Genomic DNA, 18044 nt, shown 5'->3' on the forward strand with positions numbered 1-18044 from the left:
TATGGCCGCCTTCGCACCGGGAGAGATGCTGGCGCCGCTGCGCATCGGCCCGATCACGGCCGGCCGCGTCGAGGCCTTCGCGCAGGCTTCCGGCGACCGCAACCCCATCCATGTCGATGCCGCGGCGGCGCGGCGCGCCGGCCTGGAGGCCGCGCCGGTGCCCGGCATGCAGCTCGTCGCCTTCATGCACGAGGCGGTCAGCCGGTCGCGCCCGGGCGTCGCGATCACCGCCCTGTCGACGCGCTTCCTGGCGCCGGTGGCCGTCGGCGACAGCGTCGAGATCTCGGGGCGGATCGTCAAGGTCGACGCGGCCGGCGCCGTGATGCGGCTGTTCCTGCGCGACGGCTCCGGGGCCCTCGCCAGCGTCGGCGAGGCGACGCTGGTTCCGGCGGTACCGTGACGGCGCGCACCATCCTGATCACCGGCGCGACCAGCGGCATCGGCCGGGCCCTGGCGCTGGCCTATGCCGGGCCGCAGACCGCCCTGCGGTTGGTCGGCCGCGACGCCGGGCGCATGGACGAGATCGCCGGCCTCTGCCGCGCCGCCGGCGCCGGCGTCGCCACGGCCCTGGTCGACGTGCGTGACCGCGATGGGCTCGGCCGCCGGATCCTTGCCTGGGACGGCGAGCAGCCGATCGACCTCGTCGTCGCGGGTGCCGGCATCACGTCCGGCCTCGGCGTCGGCCGTGCGCTGGAGACGCCCGAGGCCGTCCGCGCCGTCCTCGCCGTCGACCTCGTCGGCGTCATCAACACCGTCGAGCCGCTGCTGGCGCCGATGCTGGCGCGCCGGAGCGGCCACGTCGCGGTGATCGGCTCGCTCGGCGCCCTGCGCGGGCTGCCCTCCTCTCCCGCCTATTCCGCCGCCAAGGCCGCCGTGCACGCTTATGCAGAGGGCATCCGCCCGAGGCTTCGCCGCCAGGGCATCGCCGTCAGCATCGTCGCGCCCGGCTTCGTGGCGACACCGCTCAACCGCGACATCGTCGCGCCGCGCCCGCTGCAAGTGAGCGCCGAGCGCGCTGCGGCCATCATCCGGCGCGGCCTCGACCGGCGCAAGGCGATGATCGCCTTCCCGCTGCCGCTCTATATCGGGCTGCGGCTGCTCGGCTGCTTGCCTCATCGCCTCGGCGACGGCATTCTTGACCGACCGGGCATCGAGGTTCCAGAGACGGCGGAACGGGGGAGCACAATCCATGACGTGTGACATCTGCGGAGCGACGGCGGCATGACCATCGTCTTCGACCTCGCCGCGCTCTGGTGGTGCGCGATCATCGCCGTCCTGGTCGGCTCGGCGATCCTGGCGCTGGTGCAGCCCGTCCTCGCCCGCCGCCGGGCCCGCAATGCCCAGATGCCGCCGATCTCGGTGCTGGTGCCGCTGAAGAGGGACCTGCCGGGCCTGGCTGCGGCGACGCATTCGATCTTCGCCCAGCGCTACCCCGCCTTCGACGTGACCTTCTCGGCTGCGGAGGAGAGCTCGTCCGCCATCACGACAGTGCTGCAGGCGGCGACGACCTGCCCGGTGGTGGTGCGGCGCACCCGGTCGCAGCCCGGCGCCATCAATCCCAAGGTCGCCAACCTGATCGATCCCATCGCCACGGCAAGCTACGATCACGTGCTGCTCAAGGACGCCGGCACCCGGCTCGCCCCCGGAACGCTGCGCTCGATGATGCGCTCGCACGGCCCGGGCGTCGGCCTGGTCTGCGCCGTGCCGGTCGCGACCGACGCAGCCGGCTTCGTCGCCGACGTCGAGCAGGCGGTGATCAACACCCACGGCGCCCGCTTCCTGCTGGCCGCCTCGGCCCTGCGCCTCGATATCGGCATCGGCGCCGCCATGCTGGTGGAGCGCGGCGATCTCGCCAAGGCAAAGGGCGTCGAGGCCATGGCGGCCTCCATCGCCGACGATCACGCCCTCGCCAAGGCGATGCGCGCCATCGGCCTGCGCACCGCCTTCGCGGACACGACCGTCGACCAGGCGCTCGGCCGCAGAAGCCTCAAGGCCTTCCTCGAACGGCACCGGCGCTGGATCCTGTGCCGCCGGCAGGAGGCGCCCGCCGCCTATTTCGCGGAGCTTTTCGTCGGTGCTGCGGCCGGCTGCATCGCCGGCGCATTGGCGGCGCCGGCCTTCGGGCTCTCTCCCTGGACGATGGTCGGCGCGACGCTCGCCGCCTGGCTGGTGGTGGAGACCGCCCTCGCCCTGATCAAGCGGTGGCCGGTCACGCCGGTGATGCCGCTGGCCATCCTGGCCCGCGAGCTCGTCCTGCCCGGCCTGTGGTGGTCGGTGCTGCCCTTCCGCCGCCGCGGGGAAGAAGAACCGCTGGAGCCGCGCGTCCGCTTCGCGCCCGGGCATCACCCGGCTCCATGATCCCGGCTCTCGTCGAGGCGGCGGGAGCTCTCGCCGCGCTCGTCCTGCTGGCGCTGGCGACCCAGCATCTCCTCCTCGCCCGGCGCGCCGAGCCGGATGCCGCCCCGCTCGAGGCCGCCGAGCCGCCGCAGCCCGATCCCGCCGACGCGCCGAAGTTGCTGGTGCAGGTGCCCGTCTACAACGAGCCGGCCTCGGTGGCCGGCGCGCTGGCGGCGGCTGCGGCGCTGGACTGGCCGCGTGACCGGCTGACCATCCAGCTGCTCGACGATTCCACCGACGACACCGGCACCGTCGCCGGCGCGGCCATCGCCGCGCTCGCGGAAAAAGGCATCGCGATCGAGCATCTCACCCGGTCCGGGCGCGACGGCTTCAAGGCCGGTGCCCTGGCGGCCGGGCTCGCCCGCAGCGACGCCGCCTTCGTCGCCGTCCTCGACGCGGATTTCCGCCCGCCTCGCGACTGGCTGCGCCGCGCCGTCGCCGCGCTGGAGCAGGACCCCGGCGCCGCCTTCGTGCAGTTCCGCTTCGAGTTCGCCAACCGCGAGCAGAACTGGATGACGCGCGTCCAGCAGCTCACCGTCGACGCCCATTTCCTCCTGGAGCAGCCCGGGCGCCTCGCCCTCGGCGGTCCGATCCAGTTCAACGGCACGGCCGGGATGTGGCGCCGCGCCGCGATCGCGGATGCCGGCGGCTGGTCGGCGGACACCCTGGCCGAGGACCTCGACCTCGCCATCCGCGCCTTCGCCCGCGGCTGGCGCGCCAGGCTGGTCCTCGCCCCGCCCGTGCTCTGCGAGGCGCCGGCCGACGCAGCGAGCTGGCGCGTGCAGCAGCAGCGCTGGTCGAAGGGCTTCGTGCAGGTTGCGGTGAAGAGCCTGCCGCGGATCTGGACGGCGGGCTGGCCGCTGCCGGCCCGGCTCGCCGCCACCCAGCTCGTCTGCCTGCAGGCGGCCTTTCCCTGCCTGGTCGTCGCCGCCGTCGCCTTCTGCCTCGACGGGACGATCCGCGGCTTCGGCGCCGGGCATGCGGCGATCCTGCTCGCCGCTGCGGCGCTGACGGTGTTTTTCGCCGTCCTCCTGACCTGGCCGGCCCATCGGCGCTTGCGCGGAGGCGGGGTCTTCCGCTACGCGGTCGTCCTCGCCTCGCTGCCGCCGCTGTTCGCCTATCTCGCGGCGGCAAATTCCGCCGCGATCGTCGCGGCGGCCTTCCGGGGCAGGCAGGATTTCGTCCGGACCCCCAAGTCCGGATCGTGAGGGGCCCGGGGCGGCTTTCCGCGACGGCGCGGCAGCACCGGCCGGCGGCAGCGTCGCCGGCGAGGATGCCGTCCGGACCGCGCGTCCCCCTCGGGACAGGCCTCGACGGGGGATGAAAGCGGGTTGGCATGTCGATCGTGTTCGTGATCCTGGCCTGGACGGGCCTGGCCCTGGCCGCCCTGTCCGTCGTCGGCTGGGCGGTCACCTTCGGCTCGACGGTCGCCACCCTGTGCCTGCTCGGGCTGCACTGGCGGCTCAGGCGCGCCGGCCTCGCCGACGAAGCCGCGCGGCTGGCCCGGCCGCTGCCGCCCGACCCGGACCTGCCCGACGTCGTGGTGCAGATCCCGACCTTCAACGAAGGCACCATGGTCGCCCGCGCCCTGGCCGCGGCGACCGCGCTCGACTGGCCGCAGGACAAGCTGCACATCCAGGTGCTCGACGATTCGACCGACGATTCCGTCGCCATCGCCCGCGCCGAGGTCGAGGCCTGCCGCGCCCGCGGCTTCGACGTCGCGCTGATCCACCGCACCGACCGCTCGGAGTTCAAGGCCGGCGCCCTCGCCAATGCCATGGGCCTGACGCCGCACGGCTATTTCGCCATCCTCGACGTCGACTACGTGCCGGCGCCGGACTTCCTGCGCCGGACCATGGCCTGCCTCCTGGCCGAGCCGCAGCTCGGCTTCATCCAGGCACGCTTCGACTATCTCAACGCCGACGCCAACGCGCTGACCCGGGCCCAGGCGGTGCTGCTCGACGCGCATCTCGCCATCGAGCAGGCGACGCGCAGCTGGGCCGGCCATCCCCTGCCCTTCAACGGCACCTGCGGGGTGTGGCGGCGCGAGGCGATCGAGCAAGCCGGCGGCTGGCACGGCGACACCCTGGCCGAGGACCTCGACCTCTCCTACCGCGCCTGGCGCCTGGGCTGGCGGGGCCGCTTCCTGATGACCGTGCCGGTTCCTGGCGAGCTGCCCGACACCATGCCGGTGTGGAAGACGCAGCAGCGCCGCTGGGCCAAGGGCTTCGGCGAAGTGACCATCCGGACGCTCGGCCCGATCCTCGCCGACCGGACGCTGCCCCTGCGCACGCGGCTCGCCGTCCTGCTGCATCTCGGCGTGTGGTGGTCGGGGCCCTCCTGGGCGCTGGCGCTGCCGACCGGCGTCGTCGCGATCGTGCTCAACCCGTCGCTGTTCGGCTCGCTCGGCCTGCTGCTGATCGCCCAGCTGGTGGTCGGCTATGTCATGCTGTTCGCCTTCCTGTGGGCCGGCCGGCGCTCGCTGCGCCCCGCCGCCGCACGCCTCGGGCGCTTCCTCGGCGACTTCGTCGGCGTGTCGCGCAAGCTCTCCGCGCTGGGCGGCACGGTCGGCGCGGCCCAGCGCGAGGCGATCTTCCGCAAGCGCAGCGACTTCGTGCGCACGCCCAAGAACGCGATCAGGAACCCCGGCAGCCCCGGCGACGCCCATGCACCGCAGCCGGGACCGCCGTAGGCGTCTTACGGGGATAAGTGAGGCGGCCCGTCATGGCCGGACTTGATCCCATAGGCGCTAAGATAAGGTCTGCCGGGAGGCAAATATCGCGCTGTGCGTGACGCGCCTTTGTAAGATTTGCACGACGCCTGTGCCCTCCCTCCCCCTTGTGGGGAGGGATAAAGGGTGGGGGTCGTGGGCATAAGTCTCGACATATCCTGATGGACCCCCACCCCTAACCCCTCCCCACAAGGGGGAGGGGATTGATCGACGTCGCGCCCAACTGGCTACTGCGTTCTTATCTTAGCGCCTATGGGACTTGATCCGACCATGACGGCAGAAAGCGCAGTGCGCTTATCTGCAGATGCCCTCTCGGGGCTGCCCCTCAGATCGTCTGATTGTAGGCCCCGACTTCCGGGTTCTCCCGGATCACGGCATCGAGGTCGTGGAACATCGCCCGCTTCTTGTCCTCGGACACCGGGCTTTCCACCACCACGACCAGCTCGGGCTTGTTGGAGGAGGCGCGCACCAGGCCCCAGGTGCCGTCCTCCGTGACGATGCGCACGCCGTTGACGGTGATGAGGTCGACGATGCGGTTGCCGGCCATCGTCTCGCCCTCCGCCTGCTTGGCGTGGATGCGCGCGATGATGCGCTCGATCACGCCGTACTTCACCTCGTCGCCGCAATGGGGCGACATGGTCGGCGAGCCGTAGGTCTTGGGCAGGGCGCGGTAGAGGTCGGCCATGCTCCTGCCGGGGTTGCGGTCGAGCATGTCGAGCACCGCGATGCCGGTCACCATGCCGTCGTCATAGCCGCGGCCTACGGGAGCGTTGAAGAAGAAATGGCCGGACTTCTCGAAGCCCGCCAGGGCCTTGAGGTCGCGCACCCGCCGCTTGATGTAGGAATGGCCGGTCTTCCAGTAGTCGGTGACGACGCGCCGCTCGGCCAGCACCGGATCGGTCTGGTAGAGGCCGGTCGACTTGACGTCGACCACGAAGGTCGCGCCGGGATGCAGCGAGGAGAGATCGCGCGCCAGCATCACGCCGATCTTGTCGGCGAAGATCTCCTCGCCCTCGTCGTCGACCACGCCGCAGCGGTCGCCGTCGCCGTCGAAGCCGAGCCCGACATCCGCCTTGTGCTCGCGCACCGCCGCGGCGATGGCGTGCAGCATCGCCATGTCCTCGGGGTTGGGATTGTAGCGCGGGAAGGTGAAGTCGAGCTCGCAGTCGAGCCGGACCACCTCGCAGCCCAGCGCTTCGAGGATCTGCGGCGCGAAGGCGCCGGCCGTGCCGTTGCCGCAGGCCGCCACCACCTTGAGCTTGCGCGTGAGCTTCGGCCGGTCGGTGAGGTCGGCGATATAGCGTTCGGGGAAGCCCTCGTGGAAGCGGTAGGCACCGCCGCCCCTGAGATCATAGGCGCCGGCGAGGACGATCTCCTTCAGCCGTCCCATCTCCTCCGGGCCGAAGGTGACGGGCCGGTCGCAGCCCATCTTCACGCCGGTCCAGCCATTGTCGTTGTGCGAGGCCGTCACCATCGCCACGGCCGGCACGTCGAGCGCGAACTGGGCGAAATAGGCCATCGGCGACAAGGCGAGGCCGATATCGTGCACCGTGCAGCCAGCCGCCATCAGGCCGCTGGTCAGCGCCTGCTTGATGGCGGAGGAATAGCTGCGGAAATCGTGGCCGGTCACCACCTCGCGCGGGCGGCCGAGCTCGCCGAGCAGCGTGCCGAGGCCCATGCCGAGCGCCTGGACGCCCATCAGGTTGAGCTCGGGCGGCACCTTGGAGGCGGGGTGGCCGAACCACCAGCGCGCATCATATTCGCGAAAGCCCGTCGGCTTGACCAGCGGGGTGGATTCGAACGCAGCCGTGTTCGGCGCCAGCGCGGACGCCGGCTTGGGAAAGAAGGAAGCAGTCACGACGCGGCCCGGTTGTAGACGTCTTCGATGCGGATGATGTCGTCCTCGCCGAGATAGCTGCCGTTCTGCACTTCGATGACCTCCAGTTCGATCTTGCCGGGATTTTCCAGCCGATGCACCGCTCCGGCCGGGATGAAGACGGATTCGTTCTCATGCACGGTCTTGACCTGCCCGCCGATGGTCACCGTGGCGGTGCCGCGCACCACGATCCAGTGCTCGGAGCGGTGATGGTGCTTCTGCAGCGACAGGCGCTCGCCCGGCTTGACCACGATGCTCTTGACCTGGTGGCGCGCGCCCTGGTCGAGGGAGCGGAAGCTGCCCCAGGGCCGGAGCGCCTGCCGGTGCTCGAGCGTCAGATGCGCGTGGCTCGCCTTCAGCGTCTCGACCAGCGCCTTGACCCCGGCCGAATCCTCGCGCCGCGTCACCATGATGGCGTCGTCCGTGGCGATGACCGCGAGGTCGTCGAGCCCGACGACGGCGACCAGCGGGCCGTCGGTCGAGACGAAGTTCGAGCGGGCGTCGATGAACACCGCCTTGCCGCGGGCGGCGTTGCCCGTCTCGTCCTGCTCGGTGAGGTCGCGCACCGCGCTCCACGAGCCGACGTCCGACCAGTCGAAGGTGGCGGGGACCACGGCGATGCGCCGGGTCTTCTCCATGACGGCATAGTCGATGGAGCGCTTGCCCGCGCCGGCAAAGGCCTCGGCGTCGATATGCAGGACGTGCCGGTCCCGCACGGCGCCGACGACGGCGGCGGCCACGGCCGTGGCGGTGGCCGGCTCGAACGTCTCGTATTCGCGGCAGAGCACGCCGGCCTGGAACATGAAGTTGCCGGCGTTCCAGTAGAAGCCCTCGCGCAGATAGCGCGCCGCGGTCTCCGCATCGGGCTTCTCGACGAAGCGCTTCACCAGGAAGCCGCCGTGGGACAGCACGTCGCCGGGCTCGATATAGCCGAAGCCGGTGGCGGGGTGGTCGGGCGTGATGCCGAAGGTGGCGATATGGCCGGCCTGCGCCACGGCCAGCGCCGTGCGGCAGGAGGCGACGAAGGCGCCGACGTCGCGCACCATGTGGTCGGCGGCGAGCGAGAGCGCCACGGCGCTGTCGCCGTCGCGCTCGGCGATGAAGCGGGCGCCCGCCAGGATGGCCGGGCCGGAATCGCGGGCCTCCGGCTCCAGCAGCACGTCCGCCTCCATGCCGATGCCGCCGAGCTGCTCGTCGACGAGGAAGCGGTGGTCGCGGTTGGTGACGATCACCGGCCGCCCGAACAGGCCCTGGGCCGAAGCCCGGCGCAGGGTCTCCTGGAACGTCGAGAAATCACCGAACAGGGGCAGGAATTGCTTCGGACGGCTGGCACGGGACGACGGCCAGAGCCTGGTCCCGGAACCGCCGCAGACGATCAGGGGAACAATGATGTTCATACTCACCCGCTCTGAAATGGACGATAGCAATCGGACATCGACGTAAGAACCGTGTTACATTGCACCGCAACAAGAGCGCGGGCAACCCGTAACGTGACGCCCGCCCGCCGGGCACATCCGATTATGGTTGCCGCGGGTGGTCTTCGCGGGCCGGTGCTGCCGAAGCGGCCTGTTCATATCGCGTCGCGCCGATGATGTTGACGGCCCGCACCTCTCCCTTGGGAAGGCGATTCGGGTCGAAGCCGGGAAGGGCGCGCAGCCTGATCGACTTTTCGCGCTTCGGCGCGAGATGGAAGCCGTTTTCGGCGGTCGCGAATGTTTCGTCGGTAACAGTGACGAACAGCAGCGTGCGTGCGGCGCTCAGCCGCAGCAACCAGCCCTGGTCGTCACGCTCCACCGCGAGAACGATGTCGGCGCGATGCCGGCCGATGCGGGCCTGCGGCATCAGGTGGAAGGCCTCGGCCAGAACTTCGCCGGCTACCGATTCGAGTCGCGCCGTCACCACGTCATGAGCGCAGGGGCCGAAGCGATAGGCATGGCCGGCGTCGAAGAAGGCGCCGATGAGCTCGAAGGCACCGAGGGAGAGCCCGCCATGCGGCCCGACCTCGACCGCGCGGCGACCCGCGACGACGGGAATGGCGCCCTCGCGCAGGCACTCCAGCACCAGCCGCCCGGCGACCGGCCGCGGACCGGCATTGACGACATGCGCCACGAGCCCGTTGACGCCCTCGTCCGAGATCGTCAGGCGCAGCGGCGCCAGCGCCCGGCCGAGCGCGTGCCAGACCGACTTGGGCCGCCCGAGCGCATCGATCGCGCCCCAGCCGGCGCCCAGCCACAGGTCCTTCCAGAACCAGACCAGGGCTCCTGCGGTGCGCGAGGCCGGCCGCCGCCATTCGTCGATGGTGCGCTCCGTCACCTCCGCCGTCACGGCGCGCGACAGCTCCAGATAGCGCTCCGGGTCCTCCAGCCTGAGGCGGCGGGCATCGACGCCCCAGAGCTCGGCGAGGTAGTGGTCACGGACGTCCTCGAAATCCCAGGAGGCGCCGGCATCGCGCGGCGTGCGCTCCTTCCAGCCGGGATGGTGCACCGCCGGCACGGGCAGGCTGCGCAGCGAGGCGTCCTCCGGCACGTTGGCGAAGGCGAGGCATTCGGAAGCAAAGCGCACATCGGCGCGGCGCGCGTCCTCCAGCGGCCGGCAATAGGCGCCGACGCCGTAATAGTGGGTGGGGCCGCCGCTCGCGACGAAGGGCAGCACGCCGCCCGAGGGCGAGGACGGCACATAGATCGCGTCCGGCCGGCGCTCGGCCAGGACCTCCGGCAGCAGCGCGTCGAACAGCGGGCTCGACCAGCGCCCGGCCGGCAGGCCGAGCATGGCCGCCTGCTGGAACACTTCGCTGCCGCCGCACAGCACCGCCAGTGAGGGCGAAGCGCCGATGCCGTCGAGCAGGCCGGCGATCTCGCGCCGCACCGCGGCGAGGAAGGCCTCGTCGGCGGGATAGTCGAAATTGGCCAGCATGGCCTCCTGCCACACCAGGATGCCGAGCTCGTCGCAGAGCTCGAAGAAGGCCGGCGCCTCGTAGGTCATGGTGCCGCCGATGCGCAGCATGGTGACATTGGCCGCCCTGACCGTAGCCAGGGCGTCGGCATAGGCCGCGCGCGTGCCGGGCAGGCCGACGATGTCGGGCGGCGTCCAGCAGGCGCCGCCGCAGAACACGCGCACGCCGTTGACGACGAGCGCGAAGCCTTGCCCGTCCGCGTCGCGGTCGAGGGCGAGCGTGCGGAAGCCGACGCGGCCGAGGTCGAAGCGCGCGCCTCCCACCCGCAGCTCGGCGGCGTGGAGACGGGGCTCGCCGACCGTGTGCGGCCACCAGCGCTCCACGGCGGGGATGCGCAGCGTGCCGGTGAAGCGCCCGCCGCCCTCGGGCTGCAGCGTCGCCGCCTGCCCGCCGCAGGCAATCTCAGCCGGCGCCTCGCCATCCCATCCGGAGAGGACGAGCGACACCTCGAGGAGGCCATCCTCGCCGTCGAGCCCGGCATGGAGCCGGCGCTGCACGATGCGAGGGGTGCCGGCGTCGATCAGCTCCACCGGCCGCCAGGGGCCGACCGCGTGCACCGGCGGGCACCAGCCCGGCATGTGGCCGAGCAGGGTGGTGCGCACCAGCCTGAGGCGCTGGTCCGGGATCATGCGCGGCTTCCAGCGGGCCCGCGGGCCGGCGAGCGTCACCAGGGCGGCCTCGAGGCTGCGGAAGGCGAGGCAGAGGCGGTGCTCGCCCGAAAGCTCGACCGCCACCTCCTGCGCCTCGAACATGCTGCGCGAGGTCAGCAGCAGCTCGTCGTCGAGCCAGACCTCGGCGATGGTCGCAAGCCCGTGGAAGCGCAGGAGATGGCGGCCCTGGCCGGCGATCCGGGTGCGATACCAGACGTCCTTGTCGTGCAGCGGCTCCGGCCGGTCGAGGCGCCAGCGCCCGGCCGCCGCCAGCGCCTGGGCGGCAGTGCCCGGCACGATCGCCGGCAACCACTCCGCCCCGCCGCTCTCGCCCGGCCGCGCGAAAGCGCCGGGCGCCGACAGCGCCAGCTCCCAGCCTTCCGTCAACGCCGTCGCAGCCGCCGGAGAGGTCGAGGTCCGATCTGCCGCCATGCCGGGAGGCTCCAACGCCATACGCAACATCCGGGTGGGGCCCGCCGGCTCAGGCCGCGGCGGATCTCTCTCCGGCCGACCGTTCGCCGATGAGGCCGAACAGCTCGTCATGGCTCCGCGCCATGGTGTCGATCAGCGGTCCCAGCCCGTCGAAGCTCTTGCGCGCCATGGCGCGGGCGAGCTTGAACTGCATCGCCTTGGCCGTCTCGGCGATGCCGGCCGCGGCCGCGCGCGGACCGGCGAGGCCGGCCTCCCCGCGCTCCGCCAGCCAGGCGAGATGGCTCGCCAGCAGCTCGAAATTGGCGCCGACCTGACGCAGCGTGTTGAAGGCATAGGCGTGGAAATAGCAGGGCGGGCGGGTCGCGAGGTCGGCGGCATGGGCGTCGAAGGCGGCGCGCCAGGCCTTGAGCGGATTGCCGGTCGGGCGCCGGGCGAGGTGGTGCTCGAACAGCGCCCGCGCATCGCCGAGGAGGTCGCGCGAGGGCGCGGCCGCGCCGAACTTGACGAATTCGACATAGGGGAACAGCGGCAGCCCGCCTGATGTCTCCGGACGCAGGACGGCGTCGTAATCTTCGCCCTCCAGCGCGAAATAGCCGGCATTGTGGAAATAGCCGAGGACGCGCGCCGCGGGATCGATGCGGTTGACGCCGATCGTCGTCTTGGAATGCTCGGTGCGATAGGTGACCCCGCGCGTGTCGGGCAAGAAATAGGCATCGACCTCGACCAGCGGCAGGCGCCCGCGTGAAACCTGCTCGACGACATGGCTCTCCAGCCGGTCGAAGATCGACAGTTCCAGCACCTCGACGCCATAGAGCCGCGCGAGGTCGGCGGCCGGCATCTTGAAGAAGGTGAACTGGTCACCCTCGAAGTCCTGGGCCAGGGTGAAGCCCATCACCGCCGTCGGGTCGTGCCCTGAGGCCGAGAGCAGCTCGATCCACAGGTCGACATAGCAATTGGTCTCGGGCCAATGGCGCGCATGGTCGTGCAGCGCATGGCGGCGATAGGTCTGCGGCTCCAGGCCGGGAAAGACGACTGGCATGGCTCAGGCCCAGAGCAGCGAGCGGACTTCGTCCGGCCACGCCTCGACATCGGTGCCGTGATGGCGGAACAGCGCCAGTGCCGTGCGCTCCAGGCCGAAGCCGACGCAGGCCGAATGGGCGATCTCGCCGTCTTCGAACTGGAGGCCCCACAGCGAGCCGAAATGGTCCTGGTGGTAGTTGAAGGACAGGCACGCCGTCGGCTTGTCGTCGCTCGCCACCGGAATGAGCAGCTCGAACTTCAGCCCCTGGTCGCGCTGGTTGTTGGCCAGCATCTTGCCGGCCCGGCCGAAGAACGGGTCGTTGGCGAGGTCGACGACGCAGGGCAGGCCGAGCGCGGCGATCAGCCTCTCGCCGCGATCGAGCCAGCTCTGGCGGAAGGCGGTCACCTGCTCGGCCGTGCCGAGGCGCACGAACTCGCGCATGCGGAAGAGCTGCATGCGGGCCGGGTCCTGCGAGGGCTCGTGCCGGAAGCAATAGGATTTCAGATCGAAGAGGGCGCCGGCGGGCTTGAGCGGCCCCTGCGCGGCCACGGTGGGATAGAGCGGATAGCAGGCTGCCGGGGTCAGCACGACCTCGGTGGCCTGCTGCAGCTCCGTCCAGTCCTCGCCCTTCTCCAGCATGGCGAGGAGCTGGGCATGGTCGCGCTCGTTGCCCATGAAGGAATGCACGCAGCCGGCGAGCTGCGGAAAGCTCTTCAGATAGCCGCTCTTCTCCAGCATGCGCCGCGGCATGCCCGGCGGGAAGTGGATCCGCGTCGCCCCGTCGCCGACGGCAGCCCTGGTGACCAGCGCCTCGAAGCGGTCGATCACCTCCTCGAAGATGCCGGCGCGGCCGTAGACGCCGTCCACGCCGGTGCGCATCAAGAGGCCGGCGTCGAACAGGCCGTCGAGGAAGTCGACCGCCTTGGTGGTGGGCGCCTTGAAGGGAGCGTTCATGGCCGTCAATCCGCGAGGCTCGAGTCGAAGCGGCTCACCAGGAGCAGGTTCGAGGTGTTGGTGAGGATGCGATCGTTGGAGATCATGATCGCGGCGGAGAGCACGTCGCGCAGGTTGCGGGCGACGGAGAAGGGCGTGTCGTTCTTGTAGCCGGCGATGCCGGTGATCATGAGCGCCGTCTGCACCACCTCGGCCGCCACGGTGGAGACCGTGACCTTGAGGTTGTTCATCTCCACCGCGAAGCCGATGGAGGAGAGCGCGTCCTCGCTGGCCTTGGCCGCCTCGAAGCGGGCAAGGGCGCTCTTGATCAGCGCCTTGAGAGCATGCAGCTTCGTCGTCCCCTCCGCCAGGCGCAAGGCGCCGGGCGGCGTGACGCCGGGCTGGCGGCGGGCGGCGGCGCGCACGAAGGCCTGCGCCCTGGCCATGGCGTCGGTGGCGATGCCGAACCAGACGCTGCTCCACAGAATATGCGAGGTCGCCAGCATCGACTGCGCCGCGATCTCGGAGAAGGGTTTTGGGATGATCTGCTCGACGGAGCCCTCGCAGGAGAGCTTGAAGCCCTCCGAGCAGGTGCCGCGCATGCCGAGCGTGTCCCAGCCACCGGTGCGCTCCAGGGTGTAGTCGGCCTTGCGCACGCAGACCAGCACCTGGTCCGAGCTCGCCGCCTCCGGCCCCTTGCGGGCGGTGACGAGGATGGTGTCGGCGTGGGCGCCGTAGGAGATGACCGGCGCCTCCTTCACCAGGCGAAAGCGGCCGCCTTCCGTCTCCACCGCGCAGATCGAGTTGCGCAGGTCGCCACCGATGCCGGCCTCCGTGGTGGAGGAGGCGATCAGCAGCTGGCGCGCCGCGATCTCGCGGGCGAAGGCGCGGTGCCATTCGCTGCCGAGGCCGTGCGAGATCAGGCTGGTCAGCTTGATCTGGTGCATGGCAAAGACCATGGCGCTGGAGCCGCAGCCCTGGGCCAGCGTGGCGCAGAGGTCGGCGATCTCGGCCAGCGAGGCGCCCTCGCCGCCCAGATGCGCCGGCACCATCGCCCCGAGCAGGCGTTCCTGCTTCAGCGCCGTCACGGTCTCGGCGGGAAAGCGCGCCCGGGCGTCGACGTCTCCGGCATGCCGCTGCGCCACCTCGGTGGCGACGCGCTGCATGCGCCGGGACGCGGGCTCGAGGAGCGGCGAGGCTTCGGCGACGGCGGCCATGGTCTCCTCCGCTCTCAGGCGTGCTCGGGCGCCAGCTCGGCGATCGAGCCGGCGATCGCCGCGATGGACGAGAAGGTCCGGCGCGTCAGCATGTGCTCCGGGAACTCGACGTCGAACGCCGATTCCAGCGCCAGCATCAGCTGCACCGAGGCGAAGGAGGTGAGGCCGGCGTCGTAGAGGTCGGCCTGGTCCGACAGCGTGTCGATCGGGACCGCCAACGGCGCGACGCTGGCCAAAATCTCTCTGATGCGATCCTGCATGGCGCTCTCCGTCCGGCCCTGACGCATGCGGCGTCGGCACCGGCTCTGCTCTTGCGATCCGCAGCGCACGCCCGGTCGGGCGGGTGACGGACCTTCATGACGTTGCGGGAAGGATTTGGCGCAGAACTGGATAATGACCGTTTAAAATCCCGAAGACAAATTTCGAAATGGATAACGAACCCTTGCAGGAAATTCATACAAACTCCAATGGAACAATGATTAATGCATATTAACCCATTAGGAGAGAACACTTTAAATTCTAATTATGTCGGGCCGTGTTAGCCAACCATACAGCACAGGCATCACGCTCCGTGCCAGGACCTCGTCAATTGTTAAAATTCGAGCAATTGACTTTACGGACACGCGGCAGCCCGATGGGAGATTCGTCGATGTTCCTCAGCGAGGACGAAGCTTTGTGGCAGGCGCCGCAGCGGTTCGAACCGATGTTCGCCGGCGCCTTTCCCACCGTGACCATCGGCGGCATGCCGATCGCGGCGCTGAGCATCGGCGAGACCGTAGCGATGATGCTGCGCGCCGCCAGGGAGCGGCCGCGCGGCTATCGCCCGCTCTACCTCACCTCGGCCAATGGCGAGGTGGTGTCGCGCTACCATGACGACCCCGCCATCGCCACGCTGTTCGACCAGGCCGACATGATCAACGCCGACGGCCAACCCCTGGTGATGGCCTCGCGCATCCTGTGCGACCAGCCGCTGCCCGAGCGCGTGGCGACCACGGACCTGTTCGAGCCGATGGCCGCCGCCGCCAGCCGCGAGGGCCTGTCCTTCTATTTCTTCGGCGCCACCGAGGAGGAGAACCGCAAGGCGGTGGCGACGGTGCGCGAGCGCTTCCCGCGGCTGCGCATCGCCGGACGCTCGCACGGCTTCCTGCGCGGCGAGGAGCTCGCCCGCAAGATCGAGGAGATCGACGCGCTCGCCCCCGACATCCTCTGGCTCGCCCTCGGCGTGCCGCGCGAGCAGGCCTTCGTCGTCGCCTGGTCGTCGCGGCTCCGGAATGTCGGCATGATCAAGACCAGCGGCGGCCTGTTCAACTTCCTGTCCGGCACCAATTCGCGCGCGCCGCGCTGGATGCAGAAGGTCGGGCTGGAATGGGCCTACCGCACCTGGCTGGAGCCGCGCCGCCTGTTCTGGCGCTATCTGGTCACCAATCCGAAAGCCCTGGTGCATATCATCCGGCGGTCGCAATAGGCGCCACGTCCCGCGCGGACTGCCTCCGGAGTCCTGATGAGCGCCGTCATGTCCAGCATCCTGCCGCAGCGCGCCGCGCCTGCGCCGGCCGTCGCGGCCGGCCCGGTCTCGGCCGTGGTGATGATCCCGACCTTCCGCCGCCCCGCCATGCTGGCGGCGACGCTGGACTCCCTCGCCCGCCAGCAGGCGGCGACGCCCTTCGCCATCGTCGTGGTCGACAATGACGCTGCCGGCCGCGAAGGCCTGGCGACGGCTGAGGCCGCCTTTGCCGCGGGCAGCCTGGAGGGCCTGGCGCTGACCGAGCCGCGCCAGGGCAACTGCCACGCCATCAACGCCGCCCTCGCCGCGGCCCTGGCCCACTACCCGCAGGCGCGCTATCTCCTGATGATCGACGACGACGAGATCGCCTCGCCCTTCTGGCTGCAGCGCCTGGTCGACGCCGCCGAGCGCCACGGCGCCGACGTGGTCGGCGGCCCGGTCTGGCCGGTCTTCGCCGGGGCGGTGCCGCCGCGCGTCGCCGCCCATCCGGTGTTCCGGCCGGCCTTCGCCGAATCCGGCCCGGTGCCGATGATCTACGGCAGCGGCAACTTCCTGATCCGCCGGTCGGCCCTGGCCCGCCTGGCCGAGCCGGCGTTCGACACCCGCTTCAACTTCCTCGGCGGCGGCGACACCGATTTCTTCACCCGCTGCCGCCGCGCCGGCCTCAGCTTCCACTGGGAAAGCTCCGCCCATATCCGCGAGACGGTTCCCGCCACGCGCACGACGACGGGCTGGATCCTGCGCCGGAGCCTGAGGATCGGCGCCATCAACTATCTCATCGACCGGCGCGGCGCCGCGACGCTCGCCCAGCGCCTGCGCGTCGGCGCCAAGAATGCGGCGCTGCTGCCGGTGAGCCTGACGCGCGCCGCGCGCGACCTCGCCCATGGCCGCGGCCTGTTCCCGGCCAGCCACCACGTCGTCGTCGCGTTCGGGCGCATCCTGGCCAGCCTCGGCGTCGAGACCGAGCAGTACCGGGCGCGATGAGCGGCGCGGCCGATCTTCCGGCCCCCGCCGCGGCCCACCCGGCCGACGGCCTGGCGCTGCTGCGCGGCGCGGTGTTCGTCGCCGCCTTCGTCCTCGCCTGGGTGACGCTGACGCCGTTCCAGAGCCTGCAGTCGAGCGGCCTGCTCGCCGTCAGCTCGGGCAACAAGGCGATGATGTACGTCGCCTTCGCCGCCCTGGCGGCCGGCGCGGCGGCGCTGGCCGGCCCGCGGCTGCGCCATCTCCTGCCCTGCCTGAGGCCGCTGCCGGTCCTGGCGCTCGGCGGCTGGCTCGCCGTCACCTCGCTGCTCTCGCAGGACCCCTCCGCCTCGATAAGGGCGCTCGCCCTCACCACCATCCTGGTGACGCTGACCGCCTGCCTCTGGCTGATGCCGCGCGACCAGCGCGAACTCGCCACCCTCCTGGCGGCGGCGGCCGGCATCGTGCTCCTGCTCTCCTATGGCGGCATGCTGCTGGCGCCGGAACTCACCATCCACCAGGCGACGGACACGCTCGAGCCCCAGCTCGCCGGCGACTGGCGCGGCGTCTTCGGCCACAAGAACGATGCGGCGGCGGTGTTCTCGCTGCTGGTGTTCATCGGCCTGTTCGTCGCCCGCAGCGGCCTGCGCCTCGCCGGCACGGCGATCGCCCTCGCCGCGGCGCTGTTCGTGCTCAATGCCGGCGGCAAGAGCGCGCTGATGCTGGTGGTTGCGAGCTTCTTCGTCGGCCTCGCCTGGGAGCGGATGCGCAGCCGCCCCCTGCGCGTCGCCCTCGCCCTGGCGCCGCTCGCCCTGCTGCTGACCGTCGGCATCGGCAGCGTGCTGGTGCCGGCGCTGGCCGGCTTCACCAAGGCCCTGCCGGTCGACGCCTCCTTCACCGGCCGCACCGACATCTGGGAATTCGCGGTCGACAAGCTGCACGGGCACCTGGCCACCGGCTACGGCTTCCAGGCCTTCTGGAACACCGAGGCGACGCGCTTCGGCTCCGACGAGGACGGCTGGGCCGGCACCGCCGCCCACGCCCATAACGGCTATCTCGACATGGTGGTGAACATGGGCCTGCCGGGCCTGGCTCTGGTGCTGGTCGTGTTCGTCGCCATGCCGATGCGCGACTTCTTCACCGCCGAGCGCCGCGGCGCCGACCCCGCCCTCACCCTGATGCTGCTGCAGATCTGGCTGTTCGGCCTCTATCTCTCGGCGGTGGAGACCTTCCTGTTCCTGCTGGCCAACGCCATCTGGGTGACCTTCCTCTTCGCGGTGCTCGGCCTGCGGATGGCGGCGTGCCACCGGCTGAAGGGGCGGGGGTGAGGGCGGCGGCGCAGCGGGTCCCGCGGCATCTCCACAGGCAGG

General features: G+C 70.9%; 15 protein-coding genes. 8 read left to right on the forward strand and 7 right to left on the reverse strand.

What is annotated here, in order from left to right; all coding sequences use genetic code 11:
* Nucleotide 1: 1 nt before the first annotated feature.
* From QO011_RS01260 to QO011_RS01280, 5 genes are all read left to right on the forward strand, one after another.
* Complete coding sequence (locus QO011_RS01260; protein WP_307266635.1) at nucleotides 2-400, forward strand: MaoC family dehydratase; 399 nt, start codon at nucleotides 2-4, stop codon at nucleotides 398-400.
* Nucleotides 397-1200, forward strand: a complete 804-nt coding sequence (locus tag QO011_RS01265) for an SDR family NAD(P)-dependent oxidoreductase (RefSeq protein WP_307266636.1) — start codon at nucleotides 397-399, stop codon at nucleotides 1198-1200. The genes QO011_RS01260 and QO011_RS01265 overlap by 4 nt, the downstream gene beginning before the upstream one ends.
* A gap of 21 nt (nucleotides 1201-1221) precedes the next feature.
* Entirely contained in the window at nucleotides 1222-2358 is a 1137-nt protein-coding gene (locus tag QO011_RS01270; RefSeq protein ID WP_307266638.1) for a glycosyltransferase, read from the forward strand.
* Nucleotides 2355-3605, forward strand: coding sequence for a glycosyltransferase family 2 protein (locus tag QO011_RS01275; protein ID WP_307266639.1), 1251 nt, complete (start codon nucleotides 2355-2357; stop codon nucleotides 3603-3605). Before QO011_RS01270 ends, QO011_RS01275 begins: the two co-directional genes overlap by 4 nt.
* A gap of 128 nt (nucleotides 3606-3733) precedes the next feature.
* On the forward strand, nucleotides 3734-5089 hold the full coding sequence (locus QO011_RS01280) for a glycosyltransferase family 2 protein (RefSeq protein WP_307266640.1): 1356 nt from the start codon (nucleotides 3734-3736) through the stop codon (nucleotides 5087-5089).
* Nucleotides 5090-5453: 364 nt separating this feature from the next.
* Here the strand turns inward: QO011_RS01280 and QO011_RS01285 are convergent, their stop codons facing one another.
* The 7 genes from QO011_RS01285 to QO011_RS01315 form a co-directional block, all read right to left on the reverse strand.
* Nucleotides 5454-6986: a phosphomannomutase/phosphoglucomutase gene (locus tag QO011_RS01285; protein WP_307266642.1), complete on the reverse strand. Its 1533-nt coding sequence runs from the start codon at nucleotides 6984-6986 to the stop codon at nucleotides 5454-5456.
* Nucleotides 6983-8401, reverse strand: a complete 1419-nt coding sequence (locus QO011_RS01290; protein WP_307266644.1) for a mannose-1-phosphate guanylyltransferase/mannose-6-phosphate isomerase — start codon at nucleotides 8399-8401, stop codon at nucleotides 6983-6985. Before QO011_RS01290 ends, QO011_RS01285 begins: the two co-directional genes overlap by 4 nt.
* Before the next feature lie 121 nt (nucleotides 8402-8522).
* Nucleotides 8523-11039 carry a glycosyl hydrolase 2 galactose-binding domain-containing protein gene (locus QO011_RS01295; protein WP_307266646.1) on the reverse strand — a complete coding sequence of 839 codons (2517 nt, stop codon included), beginning with the start codon at nucleotides 11037-11039 and terminating at the stop codon, nucleotides 8523-8525.
* 49 nt (nucleotides 11040-11088) lie between these two features.
* Nucleotides 11089-12078: a DUF1839 family protein gene (locus QO011_RS01300; RefSeq protein WP_307266648.1), complete on the reverse strand. Its 990-nt coding sequence runs from the start codon at nucleotides 12076-12078 to the stop codon at nucleotides 11089-11091.
* Between the two features lie 3 nt (nucleotides 12079-12081).
* Entirely contained in the window at nucleotides 12082-13014 is a 933-nt protein-coding gene (locus tag QO011_RS01305) for an amino acid--[acyl-carrier-protein] ligase (protein ID WP_307266650.1), read from the reverse strand.
* Between the two features lie 5 nt (nucleotides 13015-13019).
* Nucleotides 13020-14210 carry an acyl-CoA dehydrogenase family protein gene (locus tag QO011_RS01310; RefSeq protein WP_307266651.1) on the reverse strand — a complete coding sequence of 397 codons (1191 nt, stop codon included), beginning with the start codon at nucleotides 14208-14210 and terminating at the stop codon, nucleotides 13020-13022.
* Nucleotides 14211-14224: 14 nt separating this feature from the next.
* The gene (locus QO011_RS01315) at nucleotides 14225-14470 is read right to left on the reverse strand and encodes an acyl carrier protein (protein ID WP_307266653.1); all 246 of its coding nucleotides are present in this window, start codon (nucleotides 14468-14470) and stop codon (nucleotides 14225-14227) included.
* A 443-nt stretch (nucleotides 14471-14913) separates the two neighbouring features.
* On the opposite strand from QO011_RS01315, the gene QO011_RS01320 reads away from it, so the two are divergent.
* From QO011_RS01320 to QO011_RS01330, 3 genes are read left to right on the forward strand one after another with little or no spacing between them, the layout of a single operon-like run.
* A complete protein-coding gene (locus QO011_RS01320; protein ID WP_307269179.1) occupies nucleotides 14914-15675 on the forward strand; it encodes a WecB/TagA/CpsF family glycosyltransferase in 762 nt (253 codons plus the stop codon).
* A 36-nt stretch (nucleotides 15676-15711) separates the two neighbouring features.
* Nucleotides 15712-16698 (forward strand): glycosyltransferase family 2 protein, encoded by a 987-nt coding sequence (locus QO011_RS01325; protein WP_307266655.1) that lies wholly within the window; start codon nucleotides 15712-15714, stop codon nucleotides 16696-16698.
* On the forward strand, nucleotides 16695-18002 hold the full coding sequence (locus QO011_RS01330; RefSeq protein WP_307266657.1) for an O-antigen ligase family protein: 1308 nt from the start codon (nucleotides 16695-16697) through the stop codon (nucleotides 18000-18002). Before QO011_RS01325 ends, QO011_RS01330 begins: the two co-directional genes overlap by 4 nt.
* The last annotated feature ends 42 nt before the right edge of the window (nucleotides 18003-18044 follow it).

Origin of the sequence: Labrys wisconsinensis, assembly GCF_030814995.1 — a bacterium.
GTDB lineage: Bacteria > Pseudomonadota > Alphaproteobacteria > Rhizobiales > Labraceae > Labrys > Labrys wisconsinensis.

What these genes read in the sequence shown, in the direction of transcription:
- QO011_RS01325 (WP_307266655.1), top strand. Translation starts at nt 15,712, where the DNA reads ATGAGCGCCGTCATGTCCAGCATCCTGCCGCAGCGCGCCGCGCCTGCG.
- QO011_RS01305 (WP_307266650.1), bottom strand. Translation starts at nt 13,014, where the DNA reads ATGAACGCTCCCTTCAAGGCGCCCACCACCAAGGCGGTCGACTTCCTC.
- QO011_RS01330 (WP_307266657.1), top strand. Translation starts at nt 16,695, where the DNA reads ATGAGCGGCGCGGCCGATCTTCCGGCCCCCGCCGCGGCCCACCCGGCC.
- QO011_RS01295 (WP_307266646.1), bottom strand. Translation starts at nt 11,039, where the DNA reads ATGGCGGCAGATCGGACCTCGACCTCTCCGGCGGCTGCGACGGCGTTG.
- QO011_RS01275 (WP_307266639.1), top strand. Translation starts at nt 2,355, where the DNA reads ATGATCCCGGCTCTCGTCGAGGCGGCGGGAGCTCTCGCCGCGCTCGTC.
- QO011_RS01260 (WP_307266635.1), top strand. Translation starts at nt 2, where the DNA reads ATGGCCGCCTTCGCACCGGGAGAGATGCTGGCGCCGCTGCGCATCGGC.
- QO011_RS01290 (WP_307266644.1), bottom strand. Translation starts at nt 8,401, where the DNA reads ATGAACATCATTGTTCCCCTGATCGTCTGCGGCGGTTCCGGGACCAGG.
- QO011_RS01300 (WP_307266648.1), bottom strand. Translation starts at nt 12,078, where the DNA reads ATGCCAGTCGTCTTTCCCGGCCTGGAGCCGCAGACCTATCGCCGCCAT.
- QO011_RS01315 (WP_307266653.1), bottom strand. Translation starts at nt 14,470, where the DNA reads ATGCAGGATCGCATCAGAGAGATTTTGGCCAGCGTCGCGCCGTTGGCG.
- QO011_RS01280 (WP_307266640.1), top strand. Translation starts at nt 3,734, where the DNA reads ATGTCGATCGTGTTCGTGATCCTGGCCTGGACGGGCCTGGCCCTGGCC.
- QO011_RS01270 (WP_307266638.1), top strand. Translation starts at nt 1,222, where the DNA reads ATGACCATCGTCTTCGACCTCGCCGCGCTCTGGTGGTGCGCGATCATC.
- QO011_RS01320 (WP_307269179.1), top strand. Translation starts at nt 14,914, where the DNA reads ATGTTCGCCGGCGCCTTTCCCACCGTGACCATCGGCGGCATGCCGATC.
- QO011_RS01310 (WP_307266651.1), bottom strand. Translation starts at nt 14,210, where the DNA reads ATGGCCGCCGTCGCCGAAGCCTCGCCGCTCCTCGAGCCCGCGTCCCGG.